Raw genomic sequence first — 16,519 nt, 5'->3', positions numbered from 1 at the left:
CTGATCCGATCCGCGCGGCCGATGCATGTCCCGCTTTGGAACATGGCATCGCGCCGGATCCGTATTGAAGGCTAAGTGGCAAAGCGTATGCCGCCGGCGTTTGAACCGGATCGGGGCATCGGGGCGGTCAAAGCTTAGGCGACGCTGCGGAAGCGCCGAACCATATATTCAAAAGAACTTGCCATTGCCGAGCCGACAAGAGCGCCCGCGATCTTCACCAGCGCGTCATGGGGCATACCGTGACGGGACATTTCCAGGGTCTGCAGCCACTCCAGACCCGCCGCCAGAGCGACCAGGCCGGGCAGCACGAGCCAGCGCTGGCGCGGATAGGCGAAGGTCAGCAAGGCACCGGCGGCAAGATAGGCAAGGAAGCGTTCGGCGTCCGGTCCCAGCTCCGAGAGATGGGGCCGGGCGTCGATCGGCGAGAGCGTCGAGCCGATGATCACGAGCAGAGCGATCCAGCCCGTGATGATGGCGCAACGGCGTAGCTTGTCGAGGGAGGCGTTCAAACCGGAGCTCCGAAGGCTGGCGCGACGTTCAGCAAGATGTGGGCCAGCACTCGAAGAATCGTGCCGCGCCGAGGCCCGGCTGCGCCCTTATGGCGGGGTGAAAACGGCGAAGCAATGGCACAGGCGAGATCGGCGGCGCCTTCGCCCGGGAGTTGATGGCTGGCGCGCCGGCGCGAGGATAACATGCCGGCCGGAGCGGGGGAGGTTTCATGGTGGGTGATTCGGCGGCGCGGATCGCGCGGGGCGGCAAGGCGATCTACGGCGTGCCGCTGGGCATACTGATGCTGGAGGCGCGGTTTCCGCGCATTCCCGGCGATATGGGCAATGGCACCACCTGGCCCTTCCCGGTGCTTTATCGCGTCGTCGGCGGGGCCAGTCCCGAGAAGGTCGTGCTGAAGGGAGCGGCTGGGCTATTGCCCGATTTCGTCGAGGCCGCGCGCGATCTGGTCCGGCTCGGCGCCGAGGCGATCACCACCAATTGCGGCTTCCTCTCGCTGTTCCAGCGCGAGCTTGCCGCAGCGGTCGGCGTACCGGTCGCGACCTCGTCGCTGATGCAGGTGCCCTGGGTGCAGGCGACGCTGCCGCCGGGCAAGCGCGTCGGGGTCGTCACCGTCTCGGCTGCGAGCCTGACGCCGGCGCATCTCGAGGCGGCCGCGGTGCCGCTCGACACGCCGATTGCGGGGACCGAGAACGGGCGCGAGTTCTTCCGCGTGCTGATCAAGGCCGAGAAGGACGACATGGATATCGAGCTCGCCCGGCAGGATGTGGTGCAGGCGGCGCTCGATCTCGTGGCGGGGCATCCCGAGGTGGGCGCGATCGTGCTCGAATGCACGAACATGCCGCCCTATGCCGCTGATGTGCAGGCGGCGACGGGGCTGCCGGTCTACGACATCTACTCGCTGATCAACTGGTTCCATGCCGGCCTGCGGCCGCGCCGCTTCGGCTGAAGCAGCCGACTTATCCCCGGTGATCCGTATCGCCCGATAATCCGGCCTCGCCGCAGCATAGCGCTGCGCCCCTCCCGCGAGGCCCCATGACCGACACGCCCAGACTTTCGCTGCCGCTGCTCGCCGCCGGCCAGGCGCAGAAGCATGTCACCCATAACGACGCGCTGATGCGCCTGGACGCGCTGATCCATCTCGTCGTCGACAGCCGGACGCAAGCCGCGCCGCCGGCTTCACCGACCGAGCTGTCCGCCTATATCGTGCCGCCCGGCGGTACCGGTGCCTTTGCGGGGCGGGCCGATCAGGTCGCGCTCTTCGAGGATGGCGGCTGGACCTTCCTGACGCCGCGCAGCGGCTGGCAGGCCTGGGTGGCCGACGAGGAAGAGCACAATCTCTGGGCCGGCACGGAATGGCGCCGCGCCAGCCCGCTCAGCGGTCTCGGCGCCGAGCGCTGGGGCGTGAACGCGACCGCGGATACGACCAATCGTCTCGCGGTGTCCGCTGACGCGAGCCTGTTCAACCATGCGGGCAGCGACCACCGGCTGAAGCTGAACAAGGCCGGCGCGGGCAATACGGCCAGCTTGCTGTTTCAGAGCGACTGGTCGGGGCGGGCCGAGTTCGGCCTTGCCGGCGACGACGATTTCCGGGTCAAGGTCAGTGCGGATGGGTCGGCCTGGCACGATGCGCTGGCCATCGACCGCGCGACCGGCGGCGTCGCATTGCCGGGCTCGCCCTGGGCCGGCGGGCAGAACCTGCTGGTCAATGGCGACATGGCGATCAACCAGCGTGGCTTCGCCGGTGGGGTGCTGGCGGCGGGCGCTTATGGCTTCGATCGCTGGAAGGCCGCGACAGGCGGCGCCAATCTCTCGCTCAGCGGCTTCACCGTCACCTTGAGCTCCGGAGCCATCGTCCAGCCGGTCGAGCCGGCGTTGTGGGGCCTGTCGTCCTTCGCCGGCCTGCCGTTGTCGCTGTCAGTCGAGGAGTTGGCCGGTGGCAGTCTCTCCGTCGCGATCGGCAGCCAGACCGGCACCATCGCTGCGGATACCGGCCGCCGGTCGCTGACGCTGACGCCGGCCGTGGGCGATACGGGAGCGCTCCAGATCCGGCTATCTCCGAGCGCCGGCGCCGTCAGCTTCGCGCGGATCAAGCTCGAACGCGGCCGGATCGCCACGGGTTGGGTGGCGCGCCCGCTCACCGTCGAGCAGATGCTGTGCCGGCGCTATCATTGGCGCCCCGACGGGCAGGTGCTGATCGATGCCTATCAGGCTGGCGCCGCTGCGTCGCGCCAGAGCATCGGATTGCCGGTGTCGATGCGGACGACGCCGAGCGTCGGCTTTTCCGTCTCGCAGGAGATCAATGTGCAGGGCGCCGATCGCGGCGTCCTCGTGCAATCGCCGGAGCGCGCTTATGCCTATGTCACGGCGCAGGCGCTCGGCCGGGTGCGGGCGGCTTTCGACGCCATCGCCTTCGACGCCGAGCTGTGACGCTCACTCGCTGACGAGCTTGCGGGAGCGCAGCAGGGCGAGCAGCCCTTCGTCGCGGCGCTCCTCCAGCTCCGCGATCGAACGCCCCGCTGTTTCCTCGGCGACGCCGTCGACGATCCGGCGCTGAACCTCCTGGCCGAGCGAGGGGTTCCCGAGAGATTGCCAGCGGCGCTCCTGGCTCGGGCCGAGATGGGCGAGGTAGCCGGCGATGCCGCCTTCGCCGCCGCCAAGATGATAAGTCATGTGCGGCCCCATCAGCGCCCAGCGCAGGCCGGGGCCGTTGCAGAGCGCGGCGTCGATCTCAGCGACGCTCGCCACCCCTTGCTCGACCAGATAGACCGCCTCGCGATAGAGCGCCGAGGCCAGGCGATTGGCGACGTGGCCGGGCATCTCGCGCTGGAGAACGACCGGGCGCCGGTCAAGGCTGCGGTAGAACGCGACGGCTCGCGCAACGACCGCCTCATCCTCGCCGACGATCTCGACCAGCGGGACGAGATGCGGCGGATTGAACGGATGCGCGACGATGACGCGGCGCTTGTCACGACAGTCGGCGACGATGGTGCTGCGCAGCAGCGCCGAGGTGCTGCTGGCGATGATGATGCCCGCTGGAAGCGCGGCGTCGAGACGCACCAGAAGCTCCCGCTTCATCGTCTCGTTCTCGGGGCCGTTCTCCTGGACGAAATCGGCTTCGTGCAGGGCTTCGTCGAGATCGTGGGTGAAGCTGTACTGGCCGGTGTTGGCAAGGCCGAGTTCGGCGAGCTGGAGCCGGGCGCGCTCGACCGCCTGACGAAACTTCTCGCCAGCCCCGGGAGCGGGGTCGTAGGCGGAAACGTTCAGCCCGTGCGCCATGGCGAGTGCGGCCCAGCTGCTGCCGATCAGGCCGGCGCCGATGATGGCGACGCGCCCGATGTCGCGAATATCCTGCATCGTCAATGGATCTCTGGCTCCGGCACCTTGGCGGTGCCTTCCAGATAGTCGAAATCGCAGCCCTTGTCGGCCTGGCGGATATGGGCGGCCGACATCTTGCCCCAACCGCGCGGATAATCGCGATCGGGCGGAGACCAGTTCGCTAGGCGGGCGGCGATCTCAGCATCCGTCAGCGCGACCGAGATGCTGCGGGCCTCGACGTCGACGCTGATGATGTCACCCGTCCGCACCGCGGCGAGCGGCCCCTTGATATAGGCTTCCGGCGCGACATGCAGGATGCAGGCGCCGTAGCTGGTGCCGGACATGCGGGCGTCGGAAATGCGCAGCATGTCGCGCACGCCCTGCTTCAGCAGCTTCTTCGGGATCGGCAGCATACCCCATTCCGGCATGCCGGGACCGCCGACCGGGCCGCAGTTCTTCAGCACCATGATGTGGTCGGCGGTGACGTCGAGGCTCTCGTCGTTCACGGCCCGCATCATCGCGTCATAATCCTCGAAGACGAGCGCCGGGCCGGAATGCTTGAGCAGGCGGGGCTCGGCGGCCGAGGGCTTGATGACGCAGCCATCGGGGGCGAGGTTTCCCTTCAATACGGCGAGGCCGTTGGCGGTCGATACGGGTCTGTCGAGCGGGCGGATGACATTGTCGTCATAGACATTGGCGAGCGCGATCGTCTCGGCCAGCGGCTTGCCGGTGACGGTCATCGCATCGGTGTGGAGCTTGCTCTCCAGCTGTTTCAACAGGGCGGGCAAGCCGCCGGCATAGAAGAAATCCTCCATCAGGAAATCGCCGGAGGGGCGCAGGTTCGCGATGACCGGAACGGTGCGGGAGAAGGCGTCGAAATCGTCCGGCGTCAGCGGCACGCCGGCACGGCCGGCCATGGCGACGAGATGGATGATCGCGTTGGTGGAGCCGGCGACGGCCATGTGGACGGTCAGCGCGTTCTCGAAGCTCTTGCGGGTCAGGATCTGGTCGGGCGTCAGGTCTTCCCAGACCATCTCGACGATGCGCTTGCCGGCGGCTGCCGCCATGCGCGGATGGGCGGCGTCGGCGGCGGGAATGGCGGAGGCGCCGGGCAGGGTGAGGCCGAGCACCTCGGCATGGCTCATCATGGTCGCGGCCGTGCCCATCACCATGCAGGTGCCGTATGAGCGGGCGATGCCGCTCTCCATGTCCTTCCACTGGTCGCCGGTGATGTTGCCGGCCTCCTTCTCGGCCCAGTATTTCCAGACATCGGCGCCGGAGCCGAGCACCTTGCCGGCCCAGTTGCCGCGCAGCATCGGCCCGGCCGGGACGAAGATGAAGGGCAGGCCGGCGCTGCAGGCGCCCATGATCAGGGCGGGCGTGGACTTGTCACAGCCGCCGAGCAGCACCGCGCCGTCGAGCGGGTGCGAGCGGATCGATTCCTCGGTCTCCATCGCCAGGAAGTTGCGGTAGAGCATCGTCGTAGGTTTTTGATATTGCTCGGAAACGGACATCACCGGAATCTCGATCGGGAAACCGCCGGCGGCCCAGACCGCGCGCTTCACCGCCTCGGCGCGGTCACGCAGATGAGTGTGGCAGGGGTTGATCTCCGACCAGGTGTTGATGATGCCGATGACCGGCTTGCCCACGAACTCCTCATGGCCGAACCCCATCTGCAGCGCGCGCGAGCGATGCCCGAAGGAGCGCAGGTCGCTCGCCCCGAACCAGCGCCAGCTGCGCAGGGTCTCGGGCGTCTTGCGGGGGCGGGTCGGCATGGGCGTTTCCTCGAATTCTCGGTGTTGTTGGCGCGCGAACCTCTCGGTCATTCCGGGGCGGCCCGCAGGGCCGAGCCCGGAACCCATGAACACGGAGCCATGAGGACGGGCGCGGCGATGGCAGCGCAAATCCTGCGCCGCCAGTGTTCATGGGTTCCGGGCTCTTCGCTACGCGAAGCCCCGGAAAGATGGAGAGCCTACTCAGCTGCGACGCGTCGGGCACCCCAGCCCGAGACGATGCCGCGCAGCTCCGCGCGCTCGGCCTCGTTGAGCTCCGGCAGGCCCGGCAGGCGGACCGGGCCGACATCGGTGCCGAGCAGGCCGAGCGCTTCCTTCACCACCGTCACATTGGCGCCGTTGCCGTATTTCGTGCGCAGCTTTTCGAAGCCGGCGATGGCATCGACCTCGCGTCGGGCCGTCTCGTAGTCGCCGGCCTCGAGCGCACGCCAGACGGCGAGCGAGCGTTCGGGCACGACATTGATCAATCCCGAGGTGAAGCCGCGCGCGCCCAGCGCATAGAAGGGGGCGGCCCAGCCCTCGGCGAGGCCGCAGATCCAGTTGGCCGAGGTGCCCTCGGTCTCGCGCACGCAGTCGGCGAGCAGCATCATGTTGGTCGAGGCGAACTTCACGCCCGCGACGTTCGGATGGGTGGCGATGCGGATCAGGTCCTTCACGCCGATCGCGTCGGAGCGGATATAGGCGACGAGCGGGAGCGGCAGCGCCTCGGCGATGGCAAGGATGTAATCGGCCTGGGATTGCGGGGCGGCGAAGGGGTCGAGCGGATGGTGCACCATCGCCGCGTCGCAGCCGGCCCTGGCCGCGAGCCTGCCCGTCGCGACCGCCTCGCGCAGGGAGCGGCCGATGCCCGCCGTGACCAGCGCCTTGCCGGCGGAGGCCTCGGCTGCAACGGCGTGTGAGCGCTCCACCTCGGCCGTCGTCATCGGGTAGAATTCGCCGGTATTGCCGGCCGAGACGATGTTGTGGATGCCGGCTTCGGCGATGCGCCGGACGATCCTGCCCGTCAGCGCCCAGTCGGCCTCCCCATCGGCCTTCCAGGCGGTGACATGAACGCCGGAAATGCCGCGCAGCGCGGCCCGCAACTTGTCATTCGTCATAGTCCAGTCCTTCCGCATACGCGCCGAAGACCAGCCGAACATGGGCCTTCGCCGAGCGGACGATGTGACGGCGCATCGTGAGTTCGGCCCGCGAAGGATCGCGCGCCGCGAGCGCCACATAGATGGCGCGGTGTTCCTCGAAGCCCCGGCGGCGTTCGGCCGGTTGCGAATGCAGCGCGATGCGCTGGGCATGGTCATACATGCGCTGGCCGTCGAGGCGGCCCTCCAGATAGGGGCAGCCCGAGATGCGATGGATCGCGCGATGAAAGGCCTCGTTGAGCGCGACCAGATCCTCGAGCGCGCCGTGCTCCGTCGCCTGCTCCATCTTGGCGACGAGCCTGGCGAGCTCGGCTTCGCCACCCTGGGACAGGCGGTTCGCGGCGATATGCGCCATGACGCTTTCCAGTGCGGCGCGGCAGAGCGCCATCTCCATTGCCTGCCGGGCCGAGAACTCGACGAAGACGCCCCTGCGCGCCTCGGTTCGGACCAGCCCTTCGCTCTCGAGCTTGCGGATCGCGTCCTTCACCGGGGTGGTGCTGACGCCGAGCATCTCGGCGAGATGGCGCTCGTTGAGGCGCTCCCCGTCGCGGAAGCGCCCGGCGACGATGGCGCGGCGAAGGCGCTCATGCACATGCTCGCGCAGGGAGCGCAGCAGGTCGGGCGCGACGGGTTCGATGGCGGCCTGCAGCATTCGTCCTTCCAGGATGGCGAGGCCGGAAATCCGCGCGATCCGGCTTCCACGCAGCAACGTCGGCAATCAAACAGCACAATCAGGTTTCGACGGCAATCTGAAATTTCAGATTTCAATCCGGCGATCCTGTGCTATCCATCGGGACAAGCGCCCGCTCATGAGGCGCAAGGCGGCATTTTCCGCCTCCGGGAGGAACGAAACCAATGAGTATCACACGCAGAACGATGATGGTTGCCGCTGGCCTGGCCGCGGTAGGCCCTGCCTTCGCGCAGGGTGGCTATCCCGGCGGCCAGGTCGTGACCATCGTCGTGCCATTCGCCGCGGGCGGCACGACCGACCTGCTCGGGCGCATCCTGGCCGACCGGCTCGGCGCGCGCCTCGGCGGCAAATTCATCGTCGAGAACCGCGCCGGAGCAGGCGGCAACACCGGCGTCGCCGCCGTGGCCCGCGCCCCGGCGGACGGCTACACGCTGACCATGGGCACGGTCTCGACCCATGCGATCAACCCGGCCGTCTACGCCAAGCTGCCCTTCGACCACATCAAGGATTTCGCGCCGATCTCGCAGGTGGCGAGCGTGCCGAACATCCTCATGGTCAATATCGACCTGCCGGCCAAGACGGTGCCGGAGCTGATCGACCTTCTGAAGAAGAATCCGGGCAAGTATTCCTTCGGCTCGTCCGGAGCGGGCACCTCGACCCATATGGCGGCCGAGCTATTCAAGGTCGCGACCGGCACCGACATGGCCCATGTGCCCTACCGTTCGAGCGGGCAGGTGACGCAGGACCTGCTCTCCGGCCAGATCCAGATCACCTTCGACAACATCACCATCGCCTGGCCGCATGTGCAGGACGGCAAGATCAGGGCGCTCGCGACGGCGACGCCGAAGCGACTGGAGGTCGCCAAGGACCTGCCGGCCCTGGCCGAGTTCATTCCGGGCTACGACGCCAGCTCCTGGCACGGCTTCTTCGCGCCCTCGGGCGTGCCGAAGGAGATCGTCACCAAGCTCTCGATCGAGACGCAGGCGATCATGAAGGAGCCGGCGGTGATCGAGCAGCTCAGGAAGCTCGGCGTCGACCCGGTCGGATCGAGCCAGGAGCAGTTTACCGCGCATATCGCCTCCGAGACGAAGCGCTGGGCCGAGGTGGCGCAGAAGGCGAATGTGAAGATCGAGTGAGCTTGGTCGCGATGCTGCGCCTATGGGGCGGCGGCTGCGGCGATCGCATCCGTGAACCAGCGCAGGGCCGGGTCCGATAGCGCGCGCCGCGCGTGCAGCAGGTCGATGTCGAAAGCGGGGACCTTGCAGGGAAGCGGCGACACCGCGACGCCCGCGCCGGCCGCGAAACGGCGCGCGACCCGCTCGGCCATCGTCGCCACCAGATCGGTCCCGGCCACCGCGAAGGGCACCGCCACCACATGGGGCAGGGTGATGGCGACGCGGCGCTTCAGCCCGGCCGCATCGAGCGCGGAATCGATCGCGCTCGGTAGGCCGTCGCCACCTACTGCCGAGAACAAGGCATGCGGCAGGGCGGCGTAGTCGCTCAGGCTCAGCGCCGCCGATCCTGCGGCATGGGCAGCGTCGCGGATGCAGACGAAGCGCTCCTCGATCAGGCGCCGGCGCATGCCCGTCGCCGAATCCGGTAGGTGGCCGCCGACCAGCGCATCGAGCTCTCCCCGCTCCAGCCTTGCCACGGCATCGCGCGCATCGGTGATCGGCCGCACGGCCAGATCGATGCCCGGAGCTTCCCGCCGCAGCCGTTTGACCAAAGCGGGCACGACGACGAGATCGCCATAGTCCGTCACGGCGATGACGAAACGCCGCTTCGACGTGGCGGGGTCGAAACCCTGCCGCGGCGCGAGCGCTCCCCGGATATGCTCGAGCGCGGCACCGATCGGCCGTGCCAATGCCAGGGCCTTCTCGGTCGGATGCATGCCGGTCGCGGTGCGCAGGAACAGCTCGTCGTCGAACAGCTCGCGCAAGCGCCGCAAGGCGCTGCTCATCGAGGGTTGCGCCAGCCCGATGCGGCTGGCTGCGCGCGTGACGTGCCGCTCCTCGATCAGCGCCTCGAACGCCACGAGCAGGTTGAGATCTACCGCCGCTAAATTCATGCTGCCAATGATGGTCATATAAACAATCGATTTCAACGATGTTCTATTCGCCTCTAGATCTGCCCCGAGCTTCTCGGTCTGCCGGCAGGTGCGATGTCCTTCCCGTTTGCGCGTTACATCCCACGCGGACCGACATTGCTGATCTTCGGTGTGTTCACCGGCATCGCGCTTCCGGCCCTGGCCGAGACCGCGCGTCCGGCCATGGCTGTCGCGATCTTCGTGATCGTTCTCGGCACCTTGCTCAGGGTCGACGGCAGCGCCTTTCTGCGCACGCTGCGGCAGCCGCGCCTTTCGCTCTTCCTGCCGGCGATGGTGATGCTGGTCTGCCCGTTGCTGGTGACGTCGGCGGCGAGGGGCGCTGGACTTAGCCCCGACCTAGCACTGGCGATGGTGCTTTCCGTCTGCGCGCCGCCATCCGGGGGAACCGCGGCGGTGGCGCGCCTGCTCGGCTTCGATCCAACGCTGCCGTTGGCCGTGACCTTGCTGTCGATGGCGCTTGCGCCGCTGACGGTTCCGCTTCTCGGTCAGTGGCTCGGCGGAATCGGTTTCGATCCCTATGAGCTGGCGCTGCGCCTATTCATCCTGACCGCCGGAGCCGCAGCGGTCGCAGGGCTGCTGCGCCACTACGCCAGGCGGGCGCTGGCCCGGACCGGCGCGGCGGTCGATGCAGCCGTTTTCGGAGCCTTGCTGGTCTTCGCAGTCGCGACGATGGCCGGGGTGCGCGCCCAGATCGAGGCGGACCCGGCGCTGGCATTGTCCTGCGTCGCGCTGGCCTTCGCCTGCAACCTCGCGCTGCAGGCGCTAGGCGTTGTCCTGACGCCCGGAAGCCTCGGCGAACGCCTCACCGTCGGGCTGACCCTCGGCAACCGCAATGTCGGGCTGGTCTGGTCCGCGATGGGAGCAGCGACCTCGCCGACGATGGCGCTTTTCTTCGCGGCGACGCAGTTTCCGATCTACATGACCCCACGCCTGATCGCCTTCCTGATGCGCCGGGCCGAACCGGAGACAGCCAAGCCATGACCGCTTCCGCCTTGACCGAAGAGATTGCCGTCCGCTTCGCCCGGATCGCGCTCGGCCATGTCCGCCGGGAATATCCGAACAAGCCGGACCATACGCTGGCCGGGCCGCAGGATGCGCGCACGCCGAGCGAGCTCCATCCAGTCTTCTACGGGAGCTATGACTGGCACTCCTGCGTGCACAGCTACTGGATGCTGGCCCGCCTGCTGCGGCGCTATCCTAAGATGGAAGCAGCCGCCGAGATCAGGGCGCTGTTCGACGCGCAGCTCGTTGTGGACAAGGTGGCGATCGAATGCGCCTATCTCGCCGCGCCGACCGCGCGCGGCTTCAAGCGGCCCTATGGCTGGGGCTGGCTGCTAAAGCTCGCCGCGGAGCTGAAAGGGCTCGACGACGGCCGCTGGGGCAGGGCGCTGGCGCCGCTCGCTGAAGTCTTCGCCCAGCGCTTCCGTGACTTCCTGCCGATCGCGACCTATCCGGTGCGTGTCGGCACGCATTTCAACACGGCCTTCGGCCTGCGCATGGCTGCCGACTATGCGGCGGCGACCGATGACGGCGCGTTCCTGACGCTGCTGCGCGAGACGGCGCTGCGCTGGTATGGGGCGGATGTCGATTGCCCGGCCTGGGGCGAGCCGAGCGGCGACGACTTCCAGTCATCCGCCCTGATCGAGGCGGAGTGCATGCGCCGCCTGATGCTGCCGGAAGCGTTCCTGCCGTGGTTCGAGCGTTTCCTGCCGCACCTTGCACGGAGCGAGCCTGCGATCCTGTTCAAGCCGGCGACCGTGACCGACCGCACCGACGGCAAGATCGCGCATCTCGACGGCCTCAATCTCAGCCGCGCCTGGTGCTGGGGCGCGCTCGCCGCGGCCCTGCCGCCGGACGATGCGCGACGCCCCATCACCAAGGACGCCGCGCGGCGTCACCTCGATGCGGGGCTGCCTCATATCGCGGGCGATTATATGGTCGAGCACTGGCTTGCCACCTTCGCCGTGCTCGCGATCGAGGAGCGCTAGGGCAGGGCGAGTTCTGATGGAAACCGGGCGTCATCCCGGACGAGCTGCAGAGCAGCGCCGATCCGGGATCCATCGTGGGGCTTCGGAGCCCTCCGACGGCTCCCGGGGCAAGCCCGGGATGACGCCGCGGTTCCGAGAATAGTCAGGACGCTCCAGACCGGTCAGGCGGCGCCCTTCAGCTCCGCTCCTCCGCGCCAGCCGAGCGCCGGAGCGATCAGCCTAGCGAAATCGCCGATGATCTGGCGGTAATCCTCGATGCGGAAATTATACGGCAGCTCCAGCCGCAGCGTGTCGACGAGCGGCAGGATCGGGTCAGCCGCGAGCTTTTCGATCAGCTCGGCCGCGGTGCCGACCAGATCCGGCGCGAACAGCGTCCGCCGCCCGCCCTGCGGGGCGAGGGTGCGGGCATGGCGGCTGGCGGCGTAGTCGCGATAGCGCTGCCGGGTTGACGCATCGGCACCGTCGAGCGGGACGATGACCCGGCCGACGGCGATGCGCGGTGTTCCTTCGCCGCGCCAAAGCTCGCGGAACGTTTCGATATGGCGCCTTTGCGTCTCGAAGAAGTCATTCGTTTCCTCGCCGGTGTTGATGTTGCCGACGCGCAGCTGGAAACCGGTCTCGGCGGCCCAGCGCGCCGAGCGCAGCGAGCCGCCGCCATACCAGAGCCGCTGGCGCAGTCCGGGGGCATGCGGTCGCAGCCGGGGCCGATGCTCGCCGGCGGCCGAGGTGATGCGCGTCTCGGGATCGCCGAGCCACTCGCCGGCGATATTGGCCGCGAGCCTGGCGACGCGCGCATGCGAGAAGTCGATCGCCGCCGGATCACCGTCGAAGAAGCGATCGCCCAGCAGCTTGCCGAAGGGTGGCGGCCCGGCGCTGAGCCCGACGTTCAGCCGGCCGCCGGAGAGGACATCGACCAGCGAGAGATCCTCCGCCAGCCGGAACGGATTCTCGTAGCCCATCTGGATGACGGCGGTGCCGAGCCCGATCCGGCTGGTGCGCTGTGTCGCGGCGGCGAGAAAGGTCGCCGCCGAGGACAAGCCAGGTTCGAGATGGCGCTGGCGCACCCAGGCACTGTCGAAGCCGAGCGCCTCGCCGTGCTCGAAGAGCCTGAGCGTGTCTTCGAGCCCGGCGCGCGGATCGACATCGTCGTAGTTGCCGGGAGTCAGGAAGGCGATCTGCCTGATCGAGAGTTTCGTCATGTCAGTCGTTTCGTCATGTCAGTATTTGCGCAGGCTCAGTACTTGGGCAGGCCGGGTGGATTGGTCTCGGAGCGTTCGAGAGCTTCCTCTTCGAGGCTCCAGCGTGCGAGCAGCTGGCGATATTTGCCGTTGGCGATGAGGTTGTTGGTGGCGAGCGTCAGTGCATCGACGAGGCCGCTGCCCTTGCGCGTGGTGATCGCGACGTCTGATTTCAGCGGCCAGCCGGCGCTGAGCGTCCCGACGCGCTTGATGTCCTTGTCGCGGGCGGCGACGAAGACGAGCTGGGCATGGGGCTGGACGATGACATCGACCCGGCCGCCGCGCAGCGCGACGAGGCGTGCGGCTTCATCGTCGAAGAGCTGCAGTTCCAGCGGTTTCAGGCCGGCGGCGACGTTGCTCTTGCTCCATTCGACCAGGATGCGCTCCTGATTGGTGCCGCCGCCGACGCTGAAGCTCAGGCCGGCTGCATCCTTCGGCTCCTTGATGCTGGCGACCTTGCTGTCGGCCCTGACGAAAAAGCCGTGCAAGCCCTGGCGATAGGTCGAGAAGTCGAACTTCTCCTTGCGCTGTTCGGTGACGCCGACATTGGAGATGACGGCGTCGTATTTGCCGGAGGTCAGGCCGAGCGGCCAGTCGGCCCAGGCGAGCGGCACGAGGTTGAGCTTCAGGCCGAGGCTGTCGGCAATGAGCTGGGCGAAGTCCGGGTCGGCTCCGACCACGGTCCTCGCGTCCGTGGCATAGGTCGCAAGCGGCGGCCCGCCCGGGCTGATGCCGACCGTGAAGATGCCGGGCTCGACGAATTTGAAGCCCTTAGGGACCGCGGCGACGACTGCCGGGTCCTTCTCGGCGCGGATGCGGCCGGTCTGTTCGGGGCCGAGGTCGAAAGGCGCCTGCTGGGCGAAGGCGGGCGAGAGACCCGCCACGCCGAGCGCACCGACGAGAAGCGAAAGGAGAGTCCGTCGCGGAACCATGGTGATCTCCAGTTCTTGAAAAAAGTGCGGCCGGTCGCGGGCGATCAGGCTTTCGGCAGGCCGGGCGGGTTGGCGCGCGATTCCTCGATCGCCTCGGCCGAGAGGTTCCAGCGGGCGAGCGCCTTGGCGTAGTTGCCGTTCTTGATCTGGCCGTTGAGCGCGTGGGTAATCGCGTCGGCGAGGCCGGCGCCCTTGCGGGTCGTCACCGCGATCTCCGCGAGAACCGGCCAGCCGCCCGAGAAATTGCCGGCGAGCCGGGTCTTGCCCTCCTGCGCCGCCTTGAAGCTCAACAATGCGTTGGGGCCGAGATAGGCGTCGGCGCGGCCGGATTCGAGCGCGAGATAGAGCACGACGTCGTCGTCGTAATACTGCGGCTCGACCGGCTTGAGCCCCGCCTTGATATTGGCCTCGTTCCAGCGCAGCAGGATCTGCTCCTGATTGGTGCCGGCCGAGACGATGATCTTGAGGCCGGCGACGTCGCGCGGCTCGCGGATGACGATCTCGTTGTCCTTCTTCACGTAGAAGCCGAGCAAATCCTTGCGATAGGTCGAGAAGTCGAACTTCTCCTTGCGCTGCTCGGTGACGGTGACGTTGGAGATGACGGCGTCGTATTTGCCGGAGGTGACGCCGAGCGGCCAGTCGGCCCAGGCGGTCGGCAGGACCTCGAGCTTGCGGCCGAGCGCATCGGCGATGAGCTGGCCGATATCGGGCTCGGAGCCGATGATCGTCCGGGTGTCGTTGGCGTAGCTGCCGAAGGGCAGGCGCCCCGCGGTGTTCGCGATCGTGAAGACGCCGTCCTTCACGAACTTGGCGTCCTTGGCGATGAGCTTGATCGCGGCCTCGTCGATCTGTGCGCGCGGACGTCCCGCCTGCTCGGGCGAGAGGTCGATCGCCTGCTGGGCAAAAGTGCGGGCGGGGAGGATGGCAGCCGAGGCGGCGCCGGCGAGGAGGCTCAGTGAATCGCGTCGCGTGATCATGGTCGGATTCCTTGTCTGGCGTGGGCGGAAGGTCAGAGCACCTTGGCGAGGAATTCGCGGGTGCGGAGGTGATGGGGATTGCCGAAGACCTGGGCGGGAGTGCCGGTTTCGAGGATGCGCCCGGCTTCCATGAAGACGACCTGGTCGGCGACCTCACGGGCGAAGCCGATCTCGTGGGTGACGATGACGAGGGTCGTGCCGGAGCGGGCGAGCTCCTTGATGACGTCGAGCACTTCGCCGACCAGCTCCGGATCGAGCGCCGAGGTTGGCTCGTCGAAGAGCAGGACCTTCGGCCGCAAGGCGAGGGCGCGGGCGATGGCGACGCGTTGCTGCTGGCCGCCGGAGAGCTGGCGCGGATAGGCATCGGCCTTCTCGGCCAGGCCGACACGGGCGAGGAGCTCGCGGGCCTCGGCCAGGGCCTGCTCGCGGGAGAGCCCGCGCACCGTCACCGGCGCCTCGACGATGTTCTCGATCGCGGTCAGGTGCGGGAAGAGATTGAAGTTCTGGAAGACCATGCCGACGTCGACGCGCCGGGTCAGGATGTCCTTCTCTTTCAACTCGTACAGCGTCTCGCCGTCCTGCCGGTAGCCGATCAGCTCGCCGTCGATGGCGATGAAGCCTTCGTCCACCCGCTCCAGATGGTTGATCGAGCGCAGCAGGGTCGATTTGCCGGAGCCGGACTGGCCGATGATCGCGGTGACGCTGCCGGGACGCAGCGCGAGGTTGACATCGTCGAGCACCTTGAGCGATCCGAAGCTCTTCGAGACGTGGCTGATGCGGATCTCGCCGCCGCTGCGCCGGGAGAGCGTGGAGAGCGAAGTTGCCCCGTTCGCGGCCGGCGCCTGTGCCGGGGAGGCAAAACCGTTGCCTGCTGCTGCCGGGACGCGGCTGCGGCCGAGCCAGCGCAGCGCCCTGTCGATCACCGAAGGGGGCGGGTTGCGCAGGGCGCCACGCGAATAATAGCGCTCGATATGATGCTGGACGAAGGAGAGGACGCTGAGGATGACGAGATACCAGACCGTCGCCACCATCAGCAGCGGGATCACCTCCAGATTGCGCCGGTAGATGACCTGGATCGTGTAGAACAGCTCCGGCAGCGCGAGGATGTAGACTTGGCTGGTGCCTTTCGCGAGGGTGATGACCTCGTTGAAGGCGGTCGGCAGGATCGACCGCATCGCCTGCGGCAGCACGATGCGCGAGACCTGGCGGCGGCGCGGCAGGCCGAGCGCGGCAGCGGCTTCCAGCTGCCCCTGGTCGACCGAGAGGATGCCGCCGCGGACGATCTCGGAGGAGAAGGCGGCAGCGTTGAGCGTCAGCCCCAGCACGGCGGCGAGGAAGGGCGTGATCAGCTGCGTCGTCGACCAGGAGGCGAAGGTGATCTCGGTGAAGGGGATGCCGAGCCAGACCGTGCTGTAGAGATAGCCGAGATTGTTCAGGATCAGCAGCAGCACGATCAGGGGGATCGAGCGGAAGAGCCAGACATAACCCCAGGACAGCGAGGCGAGCAGCGGCGAGCCGGAGACCCGCGCCAGCGCTAGCCCGGTGCCCAGCAGGAAGCCGAAGACCGTGCCGAGCAGGGTGAGCAGCAGCGTGCGGCCGAGCCCGGCCAGCACCGGCTCGGCGAAGAACCATTCGGCGAAGACGTCCCAGCCCCAGCGCGGGTTCGCAAGCACCGAGTTCAGGACGGCGAAGAGCACGACGCCTGCGAAGATGGTGCCGATGATGCGCGCCGGATAACGAGCCGGAACGATGCGGTAGCGGCTGAAGTCGCGGTTCGGCGCCGGGGTCTGGGCGTGCGCGGGCAGGCCCGCGAAGTCGCTGGCGAGGGTCAT

General features: G+C 67.9%; 15 protein-coding genes. 5 read left to right on the top strand and 10 right to left on the bottom strand.

What is annotated here, in order from left to right:
- Nucleotides 1-134 precede the first annotated feature (134 nt).
- Nucleotides 135-509, bottom strand: coding sequence for a VanZ family protein (locus NWE53_RS08235; RefSeq protein ID WP_265053846.1), 375 nt, complete (start codon nucleotides 507-509; stop codon nucleotides 135-137).
- Between the two features lie 209 nt (nucleotides 510-718).
- Between NWE53_RS08235 and NWE53_RS08230 the strand changes: the two genes are divergently transcribed.
- Together NWE53_RS08230 and NWE53_RS08225 are read left to right on the top strand one after the other, a co-directional pair.
- Nucleotides 719-1,456 (top strand): aspartate/glutamate racemase family protein, encoded by a 738-nt coding sequence (locus NWE53_RS08230; protein ID WP_265053845.1) that lies wholly within the window; start codon nucleotides 719-721, stop codon nucleotides 1,454-1,456.
- Between the two features lie 86 nt (nucleotides 1,457-1,542).
- Nucleotides 1,543-2,937 (top strand): DUF2793 domain-containing protein, encoded by a 1,395-nt coding sequence (locus tag NWE53_RS08225; RefSeq protein WP_265053844.1) that lies wholly within the window; start codon nucleotides 1,543-1,545, stop codon nucleotides 2,935-2,937.
- Nucleotides 2,938-2,940: 3 nt separating this feature from the next.
- Here the strand turns inward: NWE53_RS08225 and NWE53_RS08220 are convergent, their stop codons facing one another.
- The 4 genes from NWE53_RS08220 to NWE53_RS08205 form a co-directional block, all read right to left on the bottom strand.
- Nucleotides 2,941-3,864: a 3-hydroxyacyl-CoA dehydrogenase NAD-binding domain-containing protein gene (locus tag NWE53_RS08220; RefSeq protein ID WP_265053843.1), complete on the bottom strand. Its 924-nt coding sequence runs from the start codon at nucleotides 3,862-3,864 to the stop codon at nucleotides 2,941-2,943.
- Nucleotides 3,865-3,866: 2 nt separating this feature from the next.
- The gene (gene araD / locus NWE53_RS08215; protein ID WP_265053842.1) at nucleotides 3,867-5,600 is read right to left on the bottom strand and encodes an L-arabinonate dehydratase; all 1,734 of its coding nucleotides are present in this window, start codon (nucleotides 5,598-5,600) and stop codon (nucleotides 3,867-3,869) included.
- A 197-nt stretch (nucleotides 5,601-5,797) separates the two neighbouring features.
- Nucleotides 5,798-6,715 (bottom strand): dihydrodipicolinate synthase family protein, encoded by a 918-nt coding sequence (locus tag NWE53_RS08210; RefSeq protein ID WP_265053841.1) that lies wholly within the window; start codon nucleotides 6,713-6,715, stop codon nucleotides 5,798-5,800.
- Complete coding sequence (locus NWE53_RS08205; protein WP_265053840.1) at nucleotides 6,705-7,406, bottom strand: GntR family transcriptional regulator; 702 nt, start codon at nucleotides 7,404-7,406, stop codon at nucleotides 6,705-6,707. The genes NWE53_RS08210 and NWE53_RS08205 overlap by 11 nt, the downstream gene beginning before the upstream one ends.
- 203 nt (nucleotides 7,407-7,609) lie before the next feature.
- On the opposite strand from NWE53_RS08205, the gene NWE53_RS08200 reads away from it, so the two are divergent.
- Entirely contained in the window at nucleotides 7,610-8,581 is a 972-nt protein-coding gene (locus NWE53_RS08200; RefSeq protein WP_265053839.1) for a Bug family tripartite tricarboxylate transporter substrate binding protein, read from the top strand.
- Between the two features lie 20 nt (nucleotides 8,582-8,601).
- Here the strand turns inward: NWE53_RS08200 and NWE53_RS08195 are convergent, their stop codons facing one another.
- On the bottom strand, nucleotides 8,602-9,531 hold the full coding sequence (locus NWE53_RS08195; protein WP_265053838.1) for a LysR family transcriptional regulator: 930 nt from the start codon (nucleotides 9,529-9,531) through the stop codon (nucleotides 8,602-8,604).
- Between the two features lie 75 nt (nucleotides 9,532-9,606).
- On the opposite strand from NWE53_RS08195, the gene NWE53_RS08190 reads away from it, so the two are divergent.
- Nucleotides 9,607-10,533 (top strand): bile acid:sodium symporter family protein, encoded by a 927-nt coding sequence (locus tag NWE53_RS08190; protein ID WP_265053837.1) that lies wholly within the window; start codon nucleotides 9,607-9,609, stop codon nucleotides 10,531-10,533.
- On the top strand, nucleotides 10,530-11,540 hold the full coding sequence (locus NWE53_RS08185; protein WP_265053836.1) for a DUF2891 domain-containing protein: 1,011 nt from the start codon (nucleotides 10,530-10,532) through the stop codon (nucleotides 11,538-11,540). Before NWE53_RS08190 ends, NWE53_RS08185 begins: the two co-directional genes overlap by 4 nt.
- A 161-nt stretch (nucleotides 11,541-11,701) precedes the next feature.
- On the opposite strand, the gene NWE53_RS08180 is transcribed toward NWE53_RS08185, so the two are convergent.
- Genes NWE53_RS08180 through NWE53_RS29835 form a run of 4 tightly spaced genes read right to left on the bottom strand, consistent with a single transcriptional unit; the run spans nucleotide 11,702 to nucleotide 16,519 of the window.
- Nucleotides 11,702-12,739, bottom strand: coding sequence for an LLM class flavin-dependent oxidoreductase (locus tag NWE53_RS08180; protein WP_265053835.1), 1,038 nt, complete (start codon nucleotides 12,737-12,739; stop codon nucleotides 11,702-11,704).
- Nucleotides 12,740-12,774: 35 nt separating this feature from the next.
- A complete protein-coding gene (locus NWE53_RS08175; protein ID WP_265053834.1) occupies nucleotides 12,775-13,710 on the bottom strand; it encodes an ABC transporter substrate-binding protein in 936 nt (311 codons plus the stop codon).
- A gap of 44 nt (nucleotides 13,711-13,754) precedes the next feature.
- A complete protein-coding gene (locus tag NWE53_RS08170; protein WP_265053833.1) occupies nucleotides 13,755-14,687 on the bottom strand; it encodes an ABC transporter substrate-binding protein in 933 nt (310 codons plus the stop codon).
- Between the two features lie 32 nt (nucleotides 14,688-14,719).
- Nucleotides 14,720-16,519, bottom strand: coding sequence for an amino acid ABC transporter permease/ATP-binding protein (locus NWE53_RS29835; protein ID WP_320109557.1), 1,800 nt, complete (start codon nucleotides 16,517-16,519; stop codon nucleotides 14,720-14,722).

The organism is Bosea sp. NBC_00550 (genome assembly GCF_026020075.1).
Lineage (GTDB): Bacteria > Pseudomonadota > Alphaproteobacteria > Rhizobiales > Beijerinckiaceae > Allobosea.
This window is presented reverse-complemented; position numbering and strand designations above follow the sequence as displayed.

Excerpts from the sequence above, each read along its gene's own strand:
- NWE53_RS08205 (WP_265053840.1), bottom strand. The coding sequence starts at position 7,406 with ATGCTGCAGGCCGCCATCGAACCCGTCGCGCCCGACCTGCTGCGCTCC.
- NWE53_RS29835 (WP_320109557.1), bottom strand. The coding sequence starts at position 16,519 with ATGACCCTCGCCAGCGACTTCGCGGGCCTGCCCGCGCACGCCCAGACC.
- NWE53_RS08225 (WP_265053844.1), top strand. The coding sequence starts at position 1,543 with ATGACCGACACGCCCAGACTTTCGCTGCCGCTGCTCGCCGCCGGCCAG.
- NWE53_RS08220 (WP_265053843.1), bottom strand. The coding sequence starts at position 3,864 with ATGCAGGATATTCGCGACATCGGGCGCGTCGCCATCATCGGCGCCGGC.
- NWE53_RS08200 (WP_265053839.1), top strand. The coding sequence starts at position 7,610 with ATGAGTATCACACGCAGAACGATGATGGTTGCCGCTGGCCTGGCCGCG.
- NWE53_RS08170 (WP_265053833.1), bottom strand. The coding sequence starts at position 14,687 with ATGATCACGCGACGCGATTCACTGAGCCTCCTCGCCGGCGCCGCCTCG.
- NWE53_RS08175 (WP_265053834.1), bottom strand. The coding sequence starts at position 13,710 with ATGGTTCCGCGACGGACTCTCCTTTCGCTTCTCGTCGGTGCGCTCGGC.
- NWE53_RS08185 (WP_265053836.1), top strand. The coding sequence starts at position 10,530 with ATGACCGCTTCCGCCTTGACCGAAGAGATTGCCGTCCGCTTCGCCCGG.
- NWE53_RS08210 (WP_265053841.1), bottom strand. The coding sequence starts at position 6,715 with ATGACGAATGACAAGTTGCGGGCCGCGCTGCGCGGCATTTCCGGCGTT.
- NWE53_RS08195 (WP_265053838.1), bottom strand. The coding sequence starts at position 9,531 with ATGACCATCATTGGCAGCATGAATTTAGCGGCGGTAGATCTCAACCTG.
- araD (WP_265053842.1), bottom strand. The coding sequence starts at position 5,600 with ATGCCGACCCGCCCCCGCAAGACGCCCGAGACCCTGCGCAGCTGGCGC.
- NWE53_RS08190 (WP_265053837.1), top strand. The coding sequence starts at position 9,607 with ATGTCCTTCCCGTTTGCGCGTTACATCCCACGCGGACCGACATTGCTG.
- NWE53_RS08230 (WP_265053845.1), top strand. The coding sequence starts at position 719 with ATGGTGGGTGATTCGGCGGCGCGGATCGCGCGGGGCGGCAAGGCGATC.
- NWE53_RS08180 (WP_265053835.1), bottom strand. The coding sequence starts at position 12,739 with ATGACGAAACTCTCGATCAGGCAGATCGCCTTCCTGACTCCCGGCAAC.